A 15,517-nucleotide genomic window follows, 5' to 3' on the forward strand; every position below is an offset into this window, starting at 1 on the left:
AAAATTGGTATTAGTTGTTATCTTTAATGTCGGGGTGAAGACCCCCGTTACATGAATATTAACGGGGGATGAAACCCCGACCAACAAATAATCGCGTAGCACGATTGACATTTTGCTGCTGACGATCGAATAAAACTATTAGTTAAGGTCGATATAAATGTGGGTTTTAGAGGACAAAATCCGAGCCAAAGAAAACCAGTTTCGAGCAATAGACGAAGCCATAAAAACGGCTCAGTTTGTTCGGAACAAAGCTTTAAGGTATTGGATGGATACGCCTAAACAAAACAAATATGACCTGAATAAGTATAGTGCGATTTTAGCTAAAGAATTTAAGTTGGTTGACAAGCTTAATTCAATAGCTAGACAATCATCTGCCGAACGAGCTTGATCAGCTATTGCTAGATTCTACGACAATTGTAAGAAAAAGATTCCAGGAAAAAAAGGTTTTCCTCGTTTTCAAAAAGACAATCGCTCAGTAGAATACAAGCGAAGTGGATGGAAACTTGACAGCCAGACCAAAAAACACATTACCTTTACCGATAAAATCGGGATTGGTAGAGTTAAGCTGGTTGGTTCTAGAGACATTTACTTCTACAACCAAGAAGACATTAAAAGAGTCAGAATAATCCGCCGTGCCGACGGATACTATTGCCAATTTTGTATTTCTATTGATGTCAAAGAAGGCTTAGAACCAACTGGGAAAGCTATCGGTTTAGACGCAGGGCTGAAATCCTTCTAGGTTGACTCCAATGGTCAAATAGAAGAAAATCCTAAATTCTACCGACAGGGAGAAAAACGCCTTAAAAAACTACAACGTCGTGTTTCAGATAAGTTTAAGAAAGGAAAACCTGTTACCAATAACTATAAGAAAGCCAAAGCTAGTTTAGCTAAGTATCACTTGAAGATAAGTAGGCAACGTGAAGAACACGCAAAGAGACTTGCGCGTTGCGTATGCCCATCTAACGATGTAGTCGCCTATGAAGACTTACAAGTGAAGAACTTGGTTAAGAACAACAAACTAGCCAAAGCGATTAATGATAGCGGTTGGTACCAGTTCAGAAAATGGATAGAGTATTTTGGCATTAAATTTGGCAAGATAACCATTGCCGTTCCGCCACAATATACAAGTATTAATTGCTCCAATTGTGGTGAGAAAGTAGCCAAAACTCTATCGACTAGAACGCATAGTTGTCCCCACTGTGGATACATAGATTGTCGGGACAAAAATGCTCCCCCTCTCTTAGTTTCCTAGTCTTCCCTCCTAGCTGTCCAGAACTTTTTTTATGGCTGCAATCAGATCGTGGGGAGCAACGGGTTTAGCTAGATGGAGTTGAAATCCAGCTGCGATCGCCTCATCGCGGTCTTGGTCTCTAGCATAGGCTGTTAGAGCGATCGCTGGGATTTGTCCTCCTTGTTCTGGGGACAACAACCGAATTTTGCGAATTAAACTGTAACCATTTTCTTCTGGCATGCCGATATCGCTGAGTAAAACATCGGGGTGAAAAGAAGAAAAGACTTGCAAAGCGGATTGAACAGACGCGGCAACTGTAGCGATCGCGCCAGATTGTTCGAGCAAGAAGGCGATAAACTCGCTAGAATCGCGATCGTCATCCACCACTAAAATGCGGAGATTAGCGAGAGGGCTTGAGGTTTCGGGGTTTGGGGTGTCGGGCGTGCTATTTTGAGAGGTTTCTGCTATCAACAAAGGCAGTTCGATCCTAAAGGTTGCTCCTTTTTCTTCTCCTGGACTGCTTGCTGAAATAGTGCCGCCGTGTAACTCGACTAGATGGCGAACGATCGCCAACCCTAAGCCCAATCCACCAAAACGACGGGTTGTCGAACCATCAGCTTGACGAAAGGAATCAAATATGTAGGGGAGAAAATCAGCAGAAATGCCTTTACCCGTATCAGTGACGGTAATTTGGGCATAGGGTTTTGAATTTTGGATTAAGTGTCTCCCTCGTCCCCCCGTCTCCAATTTCACTTCCACCCGTCCCCCATCTGGCGTAAATTTGATGGCATTGGTGAGGAGATTCCAGACAATTTGTTGGAGACGACTGGGATCGCCAAGTACCAGGAGTGGAGTGGGGGTTTCATCTTGCTGATACTCAAAGCGCAGCTCGATCGCTTTAGCTTGGGCAGAAAGGCGCACGGTATCGATCGCGGCGGCAATAACGGCAGCGAGGTTAATGGGTCGCGATTCGAGGACGATCTTGCCTCGGATGATACGGGAGATATCGAGTAAGTCTTCGATCAGTTGGGTTTGTAATTTAGCGTTGCGAGCGATGGTTTCTATAGCGCGATCGACATTGGCTGGATCGAGTTTTTGGGTTTGTAACAGCTGCGCCCAACCTAGAATGGCGTTGAGCGGCGATCGCAACTCGTGAGATAAGATAGCGATAAATTCATCTTTGATGCGATTGACTCGTTCTAATTCTTCTTTTTGCTGTCGCAATTCTGCCTCCGCCTGCTGACGGGCGCGGCGTTCTTCGGCTTCTCGCAGAGCGCGTTTGACCGAGGGAACGAGTCGCTCTAATCGTTGTTTGAGGACGTAATCGGTTGCCCCCTTTTTGAGGGTTTCGATCGCTACTTCCTCGCCCATCGTAGCGGTGACAAAAATAAAAGGAGTCTCCGGGCTAAGCTGTTGCGCGATTTCTAATGCCGAGATCCCATCGAAACTAGGCAAAGCGTAGTCCGACAGGATCGAGTCATAGCTGTGTTGTGCTAGTGCGGTTTCAAATTCACTACGAGTTTGTACCCGAACTAGCTCGCACGCAATTCCACCTTCAGTTAGTAGAGCGTGAATTAGCTCCATATCTAATACACTATCTTCTAGTAACAGAAACCGGAGAGTCATAGCAGTTCAAAGGTCAAAATTCAAAGTTCAAAATTGATTAACTGGTCGCTGATACTCGGTCATTGTTTTAGTCTCCTCCATCTTGAATTGTTTGACTGACTCGAAACGGGGGCATCGAACCCGGCGGGGGTTCGTTGATAATTGCCCAAAACAATCCTAATCCTTTGATTGCATCGACAAATTCATGAAAGTCGATTGGTTTGACCACATAGGCATTCGTGCCCAACTCATAACAGCGAGTTAAATCGTCTTCCTCGCGCGAGGAAGTTAAGACAACGACGGGGACAGTCCGCAGGGCTTCATTTGCTTTGATATCTGTTAAGACTTCTATGCCGTCAATCTTTGGAAGCTTGAGATCGAGTAATACTACGACAGGATTTCCTTCTCTTCTTAGTCGATACAAGCCTCGACGGTACAAATAATCGAGGGCTTCTTCGCCATCTCGAACGACGACAACTTCGTTGCCTAAATTATTTTCTGCTAGGGAAGTCAGGATGAGTTCAACATCTCGGATACTGTCTTCTACCAGGAGAATTCGTTTGAGTTCCATCTGTCGTACTCTATTCTCCACTCCTGACTTCTAACTCCTTGGGTAGCGCGAAATAGAATGTTGCTCCTTCATTGACGGCACCTTCAGCCCAAACTCGTCCGCCATGACGGTGAATGATGCGTTGGATGTTTGCCAATCCCACTCCCGTTCCCTCGAATTGAGGATCGCTGTGGAGACGTTGGAATACTCCAAATAGTTTGTGTACGTATCGCATATCAAAACCAATTCCATTGTCTTTTACGAAAAATATCACTTCTTGTTCGGTCAAATGACTGCCGACAGAAATCTCTGTCTGGGGAGAGAGTTTAGTATATTTGAGTGCATTTTCGAGTAGATTTTGCCAAACCAATCGCAGCATCGAAGGATCGGCTCGCACGGTCGGTAGTTCGTCAATGTGTAAATTAATCTCTCGATTTTGCATTTCTGGTCTGAGATCGCTGAGAACTTCTGATACTAAGAAATTCATATCGATCGCCGCATAGCGCATCTCGGTTCGTCCCATGCGCGAGAAGGTGAGGAGGTCATCGATCAGTTCGCCCGCTTGTTTGGTGGTTTCTACGATGATATTCAAATAGCGTTGGCTCGTTGAATCTAGTTCGGTTTGTTGAAGACGTTTTTGCAGCAGATCGACGAATCCGGCAATATGGCGCAAGGGAGCGCGCAGATCGTGAGAAACCGAGTAGGAAAACGATTCGAGTTCTTTATTGGCAGCTTCCAGTTGTGCTGTGCGCTGTTGAACCTGTTCTTCTAAAGTGACGTTGAATTGCCGAATTTCTGCCTCAATTTGTTTGCGATTGGTGATGTCATGGGCAACAGTATAAAACAATCCCTCTTCAATAACCGGGAATGTGTTCCAAAGCAGCCACTTGTAGGAACCATCCTTACAACGATAGCGATTTTCAAAATTTAAGGTTGTAGCTCCAGTCGCCAGTTTTTGTGCTTGTGCTAGGGTACGATCGCGATCGTCGGGGTGTACGAATTCGATGTAAGGCTGGCTCATTAACTCCGTCGGCGTGTATCCCAGAAGGCGCTCGCAGGCAGGATTGAGCCGCTTAAAGTAGCCATCTATACCAGCTACTCCCAGGATATCTAGCGACAGATTAAAGAAGCGATCGCGTTCTAATTCTGCCCGTTTGCGATCGCTAATATCTAAAATAAAAGCGATCGATTCTTCTCGTTCCTCTCCCAGCAAAACGTATCCAATTAACACCCAAACGCGACGACCATCTTTGCGAATGTATTCCTTTTCGTAGGGCGTACACAGTCCTCTCACTCGTGCTTCGGCAATGCTTATTTCATCCAACGGCAGATATTCCGGCGGCGTGATTTTATCCCAACGCAACCGTCCCGCTTCCATATCCTCGCGAGTATAGCCAACAATTTTCAAAAAGGCATTATTGGCTTGATGAATCCTGCCATAGACATCGCCAAATAACAGCCCTACCAAATCCGATTCGGCAAACAATTTCAGTCGTTCTTGGGATTGTCGTAGGGCAGATTCTATCTGAGTGCGCTTGCGATCGATTCGATTTAGCGCAATGGCAGTGCGCCAAATTAGTATGAAATAAATAATGCTCAACGACACGACCAGTAAGGTGAAACTGAAGACGGGATGATAGGCACCGAGTTTTTGCCCCTGTAAGATCGACCAGCCCAAGAGCAAAGGAGTGACAATGGCGGTAGGAATGAGCCTGCGGGCAACGATACCCCCATTAAAATCGCTCGCGAGCGGTTCCATCAAGCCGCGATCGGGTCGAACAAACAGAATCCCAATACACAGCACGATAAAGGCGAGAGCAGTGTGCCATGCCATCGAAGTTGAGTAGACAAAGAACCGATGAAAGGTATCTACGCCATAGGCATAACCTGCGAGAGCAAGAAAAGCGATCGCCACCGCAACTGCCGTCAGCAATTGAGCCAGTCCATCCCCGCGGTGCGTCTGGCGAGGCAGCAACCAAAGCGCCCCACCTATCAGACAAAAACTCAATGCTGTATTGTCTTCCATGCGACCGGGATATTTAGTTTGGGAGAAAATGGGCGAATCTCGAACTAGCAACTCATCAATTCCCAGATTCCAACCAAATAGGTATTGAGCGAGGGTAAGGAGTCCGATTAAGAAAACTGCGATCGCACAGCTATCAGCAACAAGTCTTCCCATCCTTCTGTGCTTTTCTCTTCCCCCCATCTCTTTGTCTCTGTGTCTCCTTGTTTCTCCGTCTCCAAGCAAACGCCCTTCGCTTTTGACGGTTAATCCTAAGGAGATTCCTGCCAGGATAAATGCAACCGCGCTATTGGCTTTCATCGTAGATCCCATGGCAACAAATCCACTTTTGAGCCAACCAAGGAGAACTAGACAACCGACGAGCAGAGTAATGAGGCTGGCTACCAGGGGAATTGCTCGAACGACTTTGGAGTTGCACAGCGATCGCATCTTTGTCGATTGAGAGCTGTTATGGTAATTCAAAAAGAGATTTTCCGCCACAACCGAGCGATAAATTTAGAAAAGGAACTTGAGATCTAACTTAAGATAGCCGATCGAGCGATGGAAACCTACTTTAGGTAGATGTTTATAGAACTAATAGCGTATTGACACCAGAGTTATTTCACTGTGACTCGATCGCATCAAGAAATAAATTTCTTGGAACTCAAATATCAAGCTGCTAGGAAATGAATTTCCCGGCTTATAGCTCAAGTCCATTTCAACTGAGATCTTGCATCATTCTCAACAACTGCTGTTGTCATTAATTTCCTGTTAGTCGATTTTAATCGAGTTGAGCATCAATGCCTAGAACTTTAGTTCTAGGCATTAATGCTCTTCTTGCAGTCAGATAAATCTGACTTTAGCTATAAGCCAAGAAATTTATTTCTTGGTGGGAGGAAAAGCTTATCCAGTCGTATGAAAACGACTTTACCTTTACCTATGAGGCAGCAATAGAACATTGCTGACTTTTTGACATCAAAGTGCAAGTGCTTGGGCAGGGACAATGCCTGCCCAGATCGTCAATTAACTGTAACTCAGCACCCAATTAACCAGCGTCCGTACGGGAAAACCAGTCGCGCCTGCATTATTAACCCCATTTTCTTTATCGGCCCAAACTGGACCCGCAATATCTAAGTGTGCCCAGGGGGTTTCTTTGACGAACTGCTTGAGGAAGAGGGCAGCAGTAATCGACCCGCCAGCACGAGGTCCGGTGTTTTTCATGTCGGCAATCTGGGATTTGAGACCTTCAAAATACTTCTCTTCCATTGGCATTTGCCAGAACTTTTCTCCTGCTTTGTCGGAGGCTTCTTTGAGTTGATTGGCAAGGGTTTCATCCGTACTCCACAACCCAGCAATATCATTGCCAAGGGCAACGACACAGGCACCCGTGAGAGTGGCGAGATCGACGATCGCGTCAACTCCCAGTTTTTCTGCAAATACTAATGCATCGGCTAGGGTCAACCGTCCTTCTGCGTCGGTATTATTGACTTCGATCGTCTTACCGTTAGAAGCCCTGAGAATATCGCCGGGGTGCAGGGCGTGACCGCTAATCATATTTTCTGTCGCCGCACAGATGAAGTGAATCTCGACCTCTGGTTTTAGCTGCGCGATCGTTTTGGCTGCTCCTAGAGTTGCCGCACCGCCTCCCATGTCCATTTTCATGGTTTCGATGCCGCTACCCGCCCCTTTGATATTCAGTCCGCCAGAGTCAAAGGTCAGACTCTTGCCAACGATTGCTAGCTTGCGTTTGGGCGTACCCGAAGGTTTGTAGGTCAAGTGAATGAATTTAGGCGGCAAGTCCGATGCCATCGCCACGCCTAAAAAGGCTCCCATGCCCAGCTTTTCACAGTCTTCTTTTTCTAGGATTTCGACGGCTAAACCGCCCTCTGCTGCGATTTGCTCGGCAGTTTGAGCCATTGTAATCGCCGTGACGGAATTAGCGGGAGCGTTAACCAATTCTCTTGCTAATATAACTCCAGAGACGATCGCTTCGGCACGGGCAATTGCTTTATCTTGACTGCCTAACCCAATCAAATCGACAGTTTCTAGCTTGAGTCCTTTGTCTTCCACCTCCGACTTAAAACGGTTATCTTGGTGTAAAGCTAAGAGCATCCCTTCTGCGATCGCCCCAGCAGTAGCGGCTGGATCGTTATCGACAACGGGCAAGCTAATTCCCAAGGTTTTAACCTTCTCTTTTTTGGCAATCCGCGCGATCGCTGCCCCAGCTAGGCGAACCGCATTCAGTTTTAAGTCCTCGGCTTTGCCCAACCCCACTAAAATAATTTTGCGGACGGGACTGTTACTACCGACGCGCGTCACTGCTGTACTGTTGGATTTTCCTTCAAATTCCGTCTCAGAAACTAATTCTTGAATCGTCTCTACCAGTTTCTCATCTAAGCGAGCTAATTCTCCAGTTAGTTCTATATTGCTCTCAAATAGACCAATTGCTAAAGCATCGCCAGTCCAATCTAATACTGCTGTATTTGTCCCTCGAATTTGCATTCTTGTTTAGTGGCTCTCATACGACTTCCGTCTGAAATTGTAGCTTACAGAAGGTTGAGGATGCGATTTCCTGAGTCGGTGCTTTACGGAATCGTCTTGGTCAAAAACTGAGAGAAGCGTAAACCAATATTAATTAAAGAAGGCTGATTAACATTTCTTAGCGTTTAGATTGGCAACATATATTAATTTTTGTAAAAAATAATTGCAAAAGGTATCCATTTCTGGCTTGATGGTATGCAGAGGGAAACCTTGTTAACCTGTGCTTTAACCAATAAATTTAATAAAAAATTATTGGAAAGCGAAAAGTTTTTTGACCTTCTATCTTGTTTTGAGAGAGAAATCAGCAGATAATTTATAACTGCTAAAGTCGCTTTCTCGCTCGTCAAAAATATTCGAGCAAAAACAGACAGAATTAATTTTAGTTAATTCTTGTCAGAGAATTGCGGTATGTCTGCCCTTAGTTTCTCAGTTTTGCTTCAAGCGAATTTGTGTTCGATTTCTACTTCTATTTCATGTAAATTGATTTAGCAGGAACTAATAGGTTTCTCAAACGATTATTTTTACAGTTCACCTCATCAGACGGAGTTGTTGTCAATGTTTAAAAAGTTATTTGGCGGTAAAAAAGATGCTTATTTTCTTGAATTAGACGAAAGCAAAAGCCAGCAGCCTGCAAAGGATAAAGCAGAAGCAGCAGCCAAACCAGTAGAAGAGAAAAAAGCCAAATCTAGCCAAGCTAGTGAGATCAAGTCACCAAAAGCCGCACCTGTCGAAGCGAAAAAGACGAAGAAAACCTCAGTCAAGGATAATGGACAAAATGCTAAGGCTGCGCCAGAACCAGCCCCTAAAGCTTCTGCGCCTGTGGCATCCGATCCAGAAGCTATAATTAGAGCGGCAGTTTTTAAAAAAGATAGCAACGGCAAAGTCGGTTCTCAAACCGTTCAATTTGCCGATAAATACCTGATGATGCCTACTATGTCGCGCCGGAAACCCGGACCGAGTTTAGACATGTTTAAGAACATGGCACGTCAGGTCAAGGTTCCCAAAAAATGATAAGTTAATTTGAATTAACTATAAATTGCAGTGCGAGCATCTCGCGAGCGAGATGTTCGCACTACCAGTTACAGAGCAGCACGAATTCGGTTTCTGTAGGCTTGATTATCTAATCCATCGCCGGCAATGGCTTTTTTGGAATCGATCGATCGCTCTAAGACAACGATGCGATCTGATACATTGGGATGAGTACTAACAAAGGTTGGAACGGAGCTACCTTGAGCCAAAAGTTTTTTCATAAAACTCACCATGGCTGAGGGAGCGTAGCCAGCTTTTTCTAGATTGGCAAGTCCCAGTTTGTCGGCTTCAAATTCGTCTTCGCGGCTGTTGGGGAGGCTAACTGCCAATTGTACGCCTAGATTGACCAGAGTCTCTCGTTCGAGTCCGGCTGCCGAAAGCAATCCTTGAGAGATTGCCGTATCTCGCATTTGGTCGATCGCGTGACGAGCAGCGATATGACCGATTTCGTGAGCGAGGACGCTAGCTAACTCTGCTTCGTTATCTGCTTTCTGCATCAAACCACTGTTGATATAAATATAGCCTCCTGCGGTGGCAAAGGCATTGATTTGTTTGTCGTTGACGATCTGAAATTTATAGGGAATGTTAGGTCGCTCGCTCGCTGGCACGAGTCTTTGTCCGATTTGATTCAAATAGCTGTTGAGGGAGGGATTTCTCAAAATCCGAATTTTTTTTGTTTGGGTTAGTTCGCGATCGATTTGTTTGCCCAGTTCGATTTCTTGTTCGTCTGAAATGCTCGACAGTTGGATAACTTGAACTCCCCTAATTAAAATATCTAGCCAAGAGCCTCCGTAGCTTGGTTTAGGAGCGCTTAAGATTAAAGTGCCAGCGATCGCAAGCGACAGAATTATATAAATCCATCCTTGGCGAAAACGACCGAAAAAGCGATCGAGTTGTTTTAACATGGTCAACCAGGCGAAACTGTAGTGAGGAGATCGTTTTGATAAGCACTATCCGATTCTTCTAAACGGCAGAGCTTGTCTAATTCCTAGTTTAGCTAGATTGACCGGGAAAAATAGGAGCGATCGCGCAACTGCCTTATTGGCTGCGCAAATCTTGATAGAGGTAAAAGTTGTATAGATCGAACAAACACCCTACCATACCGCAGCTAAAGCCGATAGCTAGAATTCCTTGAAGGGGATACCCGCCGCCAAAAATCGCCAAAAATTCCCAAATTTGACTGGAACCGATGCGTCCGAAAGCAGTTAATCCCGGTACGTGAGCGATCGCGAACGCAGCAGCTAGTAAGGTACCGATTGCCATAATCGGTAGGATAAAGCTTAAAAGGGTGGTTAGCAGTAGAGAACGGATTAAATTGGACACTAGACTCATCTCCAAGCTAGTAAAGAGCTGCTGAGCGAGAACAGAGTAAGGTCTTTGTTCTTGCTCCTTTTTTACAATAGGTGCATTTACTTTGTCCAGGCAGAAATGTCAAAAATCTTAAATCTTTATTAAAAAACTTGGTAAAAGGCAGCTTATCGTTATCCAAAACGTATGGGGTTGTAGCTTTAGGTAAAGCAATTTTAATTGCGCTAAGCGGACATCTTAAAAGTGTTTGGGATCGTTGTGAGCAGAGTCAGAGATACTCCGCCCCCGCACGGCAAGCCTCTTCTGACTTTGTAAAACATAACGAAGAATCTGGGTTGTTAACCTAATGCATTGAGATGTTTCACTTCGCTCAACATGACACCCGCTCCTTATGGAGCAACCACTTAGCGTTTAGCCCTCTTGAGAGGGCTTAGGCTATTAGTCCGAAAATTGATTTTCGGGCTGCAATATTTTTTTATCAAGAAATGCGATCGCGTTTCCGAACTTTTGCGAATTGCGAATTGGTTTGACTGGTTTTTACCGCATGGTGACAAATTCTTCGGCGGCGGTGGGGTGAATGGCAACTGTAGCATCGAAGTCAGATTTTTTCGCGCCCATTTTTACGGCGATCGCAACTCCCTGGATAATCTCGGCGGCATTGTCGCCAACCATATGTGCTCCCAAGACTCTATCTGTATTGCGATCGACCACCAATTTCATCATCGTTTTTTCATCTTTGCCAGTCAGGGTGTAATAAGTAGAACGAAACTTAGCGCGATAGATTTTAATGGCATCATCGCCGTATTTTTCCCTAGCTTCTGCTTCGGTTAACCCTACGGTTGCTGCTTCTGGGGTGCTAAAGACTGCCGAGGGAATATTCTCATAACTCATCACGCGAGATTTGCCGCCAAAGTGGGTATCGGCAAAGGCGCGACCTTCATTGATAGCAACGGGAGTCAGATTGATGCGATCGGTACAATCGCCTACAGCATAGATATGTTCGCAAGAAGTCTGACTGTATTGATTGACCGCGATCGCGCCGTTACTCACTTCTACGCCAGCATTTTCTAAACCCAGCTTTGCCAAATTGGGTTTGCGTCCCGTTGCCGCCAAACTCACGGCATCAGCGACGACAATTTCAGAGGCATTGTCGTTTTCTATGTGTATTTTCAATCCTTCGGAGGTCTTTTCTATCGCCGTCGGCGTACTATTGGTCACGATGCGGATCCCATGCTTCTCCATCGCCTCCTGAACGCAAGACCGAAGATCTTCATCAAATCCCCGCAAAATCTTCTCTCGGCGAATAATCTGCGTCACCTCGGAACCTAACCCATTCATGATGCAAGCGAATTCTACGCCAATATAGCCACCGCCAATAATAACGATTCGTTTGGGTTGTTCTTTGAGGCGAAACATATCGTCCGAGACGATCGTATGTTCGCTCCCCGGAATATCGGGTCTGATGGGATGACCGCCGACGGCAATTAAGATCTTATCTGCCGTTACCTTAGTATCTCCAATTTCGAGCGTGTGAGGGTCGAGAAAGCGAGCATATCCTCTAAACAGTTTCACCTTGGCATTGTCTAGCATTCTTTGATAAACCCCGTTGAGGCGGTCTAATTCCTGGTTGACGGCGGCTATCATCTTTGTCCAGTCGAGGGTACTATGCACCGGACTCCACCCATATCCCTGTGCATCTTGGAAATAATCGGGGAAATGGGATGCGTATACCATTAGCTTTTTGGGGATGCAACCTCGATTGACGCACGTTCCTCCCAAGCGATCGAATTCTGCAATACCAACTTTGGCACCGTATTCTGCGGCGCGTCTGGCAGCAGCAATTCCTCCAGAACCGCCGCCGATCGCCAATAGATCGAAATCATAACTCATAATTCAATCGACTCCCTCGCTCGGTCTTTTCTAGTCTACTTTGTTAGTCTCTATTCTCTACCAGACAAAATTCTCGAACTTGAATATTGAGTAAATCAAATAAGTGATTTACATTCAAGGTATTTGCTGATAAACAAATAGCAAAAATACTGCAAAATTTAAATTAAACATATTTTGGCTTCTCCCCCCGCTTTGTTTCTCAAGCTATGGTTAATAGATCGCTACGACAGCTACCGTTTTTTCAGCAAATCCGGCAGCGACTGGAAGACATGCCGCCACCCAAGACAGAAGAATCGATTCTACTGCGGGTTTTGGTACAAGCTTTAGTCATTGTTGGAATTATTGCTACCGACATAGCTGCTGAAACTCAAATGAGTTGGTGGGCAGTACCTTTGAGTATTGTAGGGGCAACCTGGAGTTGGTATCGACGACGGAAGCGCAATATTACCGCTAAATTTTTAATTGCCATCGGAATGATGGTGGTGTTAGTCGTTTTTTTGGGAAATTTGGTCGTCAATTTAAGCGACAGTCGCATCTCCCTGGCTGAATTACTCGTTCAACTCCAAGTTTTGCACAGCTTCGATCTGCCTCGGCGCAAGGACTTGGGCTATTCGATGGTCATCGGCTTAATTTTGTTAGGGGTAGCAGGAACGGTATCTCAAACCTTGGCGTTTGCCCCTTGGCTAATCGTTTTTCTGGCGATCGCGCTTCCTACTCTAATCCTAGACTATCGCTCCCGTCTCGGTCTTGAGAAGATTAAGCTTACTTTACCTGCGTCCTCTTCTTTCTCTCCCCTTTCTCCTCAACGCCTTCTCCTTTTTCTAGTCGTCATTATCGCGGTAGGGCTAACGATCTTTGCCCTTATGCCTCGCTTTCCAGGCTATCAGCTACAAACCTTTCCCGTCAGCAGTCCGGTAGATATGCAAGATCGAAGTTTTGATGGCGAAAACCGCGATATTGTCAATCCCGGTTACGTGCGAGAAGGGAAAGCGAGAGAAACTGGCGCAGGAGGAGGCACAACCCAACAACAAGGCGCAGGTGAAATCGATCGCAAGTATTATTATGGCTTCAACAGCCAAATGAACCAAAATCTGCGCGGAGAAATGGAATCCGAAATTGTCATGCGAGTTCGTTCCCAAGCGCCCGGATTTTGGCGGGTTATGTCCTTCGATCGCTATACGGGACAGGGATGGGAAATCTCCCGCAAAGACCAACTCCAAGACATTCAGCGTTCTCGCTGGTCCTATCGGTTTTTGATTTCGCCCCCGCTAACTCGCGGCAGGACAAAACAGGTGATTCAGAGTTACACGGTGGTTTCAGAATTGCCCAATATCATTCCCGCGCTATCGTATCCAAAATACGTTTTCTTCCCAACAAAAGAGATTGCCATCGATCCTGAAGGAAGCTTGCGATCGCCAGCTGGATTGATGGAAGGAGCAACCTATACCGTAATCTCTCAAGTGCCCTACCGCGATCGTACTCTTTTGGGTCGTGCTTCAGAAAACTATCCCAAAAAGATTCAGGATTCCTATCTGCAAATTCCGCCCGAAATTAAAGACAAAATACGACAAAAAGCCGAAGAACTCCTGGCGAAATCGCCTAACTCCCTGACTTCTGCCTACGAAAAATCTCTCTTTTTGGCGCAAGCACTCAAGCAAAACTATCAAATTCAACCAGAACTACCATTTTTGGCAGAAAAAGAAGATTTAGTTACAGCCTTTCTTTTTCGCTACCAAGGCGGCTATCCCGACCACTTTTCTACGGTTTTGACGGTAATGCTGCGTTCTCTGGGCATTCCGGCAAGATTAGCGGTAGGGTTTGCGCCCGGACAGTTCAATCCGTTTACAGGATACTATATCGTTCGCAATACCGATGCCTATGCCCTAACGGAAGTTTATTTTCCCAATCACGGCTGGTTCGCCTTCGATCCGATTCCGGGGCACGAATTGATTCCCCCATCCTTTGAAGAAGACCAAACCTTCAGCGTTCTCAAACAGTTGTGGAACTGGGTAGCCAGTTGGTTGCCGTCTCCAATCGTCAGTTTTATGAGCATTTTGTGGGGCGAAATTCTTGGGGGATTCTTGAGAATTCTGGGCGGGTTGTGGCGCTTCATTTCTGGCAGTCTCATCGGCGTGCTGGTGGGTATTATTGCGGCGATCGCGTTAGGATTTTTTGGATGGCTAGGCTTCAACCAAGTGAGGCGTTGGAGGTATCGTCGTCGTCTGGCCAAGTTACCGCCAATGGAGAGGCTGTATCGGCAGATGCTGGAGGAGTTAAAGGCGAAAGGCTATCCCAAGCATCCCGCCCAAACTCCCTTAGAATACGCCCGCGCGATCGAGCAGAACTACTCTTCTGCTGCAGCTGAAATTATTGAGGAAATCTCTCAGGCATACGTGCGCTGGCGCTATGGCGAACAAGGACAAAATCTCGTTTACCTTCGCCAGCAACTCAACGTATTGATTCGGAGTTTGAGGAGAGTTACTTCAGTTGATATTTAAGTATGTATTAAGTATTTTGATGAAAATGCTCTTGTTGACAAATAACCTTCTTCTGTTTTTTCCTGCGCTAAAGCTATGTAAATTCTGCAACAATTGAACAGGGAGTCCTTTAGGAGAAGCGACGATGACTGTAGCAAGTTCGGAAATTGATATCGCCAACTATATCGACCATGCATTGCTCAATCCTACAGCTACCCCCGAACAAGTAGAACAGTGTTGTGCCGAGGCGGATCGCTTTCATTTTCCGGCAGTGTGCGTGTATCCGACTGCTGTGAGACAAGCAGCCGAACTGCTGCATGGAAAACGAACGCAAATCTGCACCGTCATTGGGTTTCCTACCGGGGCGACCACCTCAGCCGTTAAACTTTACGAAGCGCAAGAAGCTGTCGAAAATGGCGCAACCGAACTCGATGTCGTTATTAATTTAGGCTGGTTAAAAGCGGGGCGATCGGAGGAAATCTATCGTGAAATCGCTTCTATCTGCGAGGAAACTGGAAAAACGGTTAAAGCTATTTTAGAAACTGCGCTCCTTACCGAGACAGAAAAACGGCTAGCTGCTGAAATTTGTATGGATGCTGGAGTAGGATATCTAAAGACGAATACGGGTTGGTTTGGTGGGGCTACCGTTGCTGACGTTCGTTTCCTCCATAATATTACTAAAGGACAGATAGGAATCAAAGCTTCTGGGGGGATTCGCACTCTCGAACAAGCTTTAGAATTAATATCTGCTGGGGCGACTCGGCTGGGAACTTCTCGCGGAGTCGATCTCGTTCGACAGCAAGAAGAAGGAGGCGTTTTAAGAACGGAGAGCAGAGGACGGAGGACCCAGGAGAGGGAGTAGAGGGAGACAGGGGGTGTGGGGA

General features: G+C 45.9%; 10 protein-coding genes and 1 pseudogene. 4 read left to right on the plus strand and 7 right to left on the minus strand.

The window, feature by feature from the left end:
- Positions 1-157 precede the first annotated feature (157 nt).
- Positions 158-1,252: pseudogene (locus NIES593_RS25450) on the plus strand (RNA-guided endonuclease InsQ/TnpB family protein).
- Positions 1,253-1,261: 9 nt separating this feature from the next.
- Here NIES593_RS25450 and NIES593_RS06265 read toward each other — a convergent pair.
- The 4 genes from NIES593_RS06265 to NIES593_RS06280 all read right to left on the minus strand — a co-directional run bounded on the left by NIES593_RS06265 (position 1,262) and on the right by NIES593_RS06280 (position 7,890).
- On the minus strand, positions 1,262-2,857 hold the full coding sequence (locus NIES593_RS06265; protein WP_073598759.1) for an ATP-binding response regulator: 1,596 nt from the start codon (positions 2,855-2,857) through the stop codon (positions 1,262-1,264).
- Between the two features lie 67 nt (positions 2,858-2,924).
- Positions 2,925-3,407 carry a response regulator gene (locus tag NIES593_RS06270; protein ID WP_073598760.1) on the minus strand — a complete coding sequence of 161 codons (483 nt, stop codon included), beginning with the start codon at positions 3,405-3,407 and terminating at the stop codon, positions 2,925-2,927.
- A 10-nt stretch (positions 3,408-3,417) separates the two neighbouring features.
- Positions 3,418-5,871 (minus strand): sensor histidine kinase, encoded by a 2,454-nt coding sequence (locus NIES593_RS06275; protein WP_217651835.1) that lies wholly within the window; start codon positions 5,869-5,871, stop codon positions 3,418-3,420.
- 540 nt (positions 5,872-6,411) lie between these two features.
- Positions 6,412-7,890: a leucyl aminopeptidase gene (locus tag NIES593_RS06280; protein WP_073598762.1), complete on the minus strand. Its 1,479-nt coding sequence runs from the start codon at positions 7,888-7,890 to the stop codon at positions 6,412-6,414.
- A gap of 594 nt (positions 7,891-8,484) precedes the next feature.
- Here NIES593_RS06280 and NIES593_RS06285 point away from each other — a divergent pair.
- Complete coding sequence (locus NIES593_RS06285; protein WP_073598763.1) at positions 8,485-8,940, plus strand: hypothetical protein; 456 nt, start codon at positions 8,485-8,487, stop codon at positions 8,938-8,940.
- A 68-nt stretch (positions 8,941-9,008) separates the two neighbouring features.
- Here NIES593_RS06285 and NIES593_RS06290 read toward each other — a convergent pair whose 3' ends face one another.
- The 3 genes from NIES593_RS06290 to gorA all read right to left on the minus strand — a co-directional run bounded on the left by NIES593_RS06290 (position 9,009) and on the right by gorA (position 12,156).
- Positions 9,009-9,863: a M48 family metallopeptidase gene (locus NIES593_RS06290; RefSeq protein ID WP_073598764.1), complete on the minus strand. Its 855-nt coding sequence runs from the start codon at positions 9,861-9,863 to the stop codon at positions 9,009-9,011.
- Between the two features lie 133 nt (positions 9,864-9,996).
- Complete coding sequence (locus NIES593_RS06295; protein WP_073598765.1) at positions 9,997-10,290, minus strand: hypothetical protein; 294 nt, start codon at positions 10,288-10,290, stop codon at positions 9,997-9,999.
- 513 nt (positions 10,291-10,803) lie between these two features.
- Positions 10,804-12,156 (minus strand): glutathione-disulfide reductase, encoded by a 1,353-nt coding sequence (gene gorA / locus NIES593_RS06300; RefSeq protein WP_073598766.1) that lies wholly within the window; start codon positions 12,154-12,156, stop codon positions 10,804-10,806.
- A gap of 206 nt (positions 12,157-12,362) precedes the next feature.
- Between gorA and NIES593_RS06305 the strand changes: the two genes are divergently transcribed.
- Positions 12,363-14,654 carry a transglutaminase TgpA family protein gene (locus NIES593_RS06305; RefSeq protein WP_073598767.1) on the plus strand — a complete coding sequence of 764 codons (2,292 nt, stop codon included), beginning with the start codon at positions 12,363-12,365 and terminating at the stop codon, positions 14,652-14,654.
- 124 nt (positions 14,655-14,778) lie between these two features.
- Positions 14,779-15,495, plus strand: a complete 717-nt coding sequence (gene deoC / locus NIES593_RS06310; RefSeq protein ID WP_073598768.1) for a deoxyribose-phosphate aldolase — start codon at positions 14,779-14,781, stop codon at positions 15,493-15,495.
- The last annotated feature ends 22 nt before the right edge of the window (positions 15,496-15,517 follow it).

The organism is Hydrococcus rivularis NIES-593, assembly GCF_001904635.1.
In the GTDB taxonomy this organism is placed as follows: Bacteria; Cyanobacteriota; Cyanobacteriia; order Cyanobacteriales; family Microcystaceae; genus Hydrococcus; species Hydrococcus rivularis.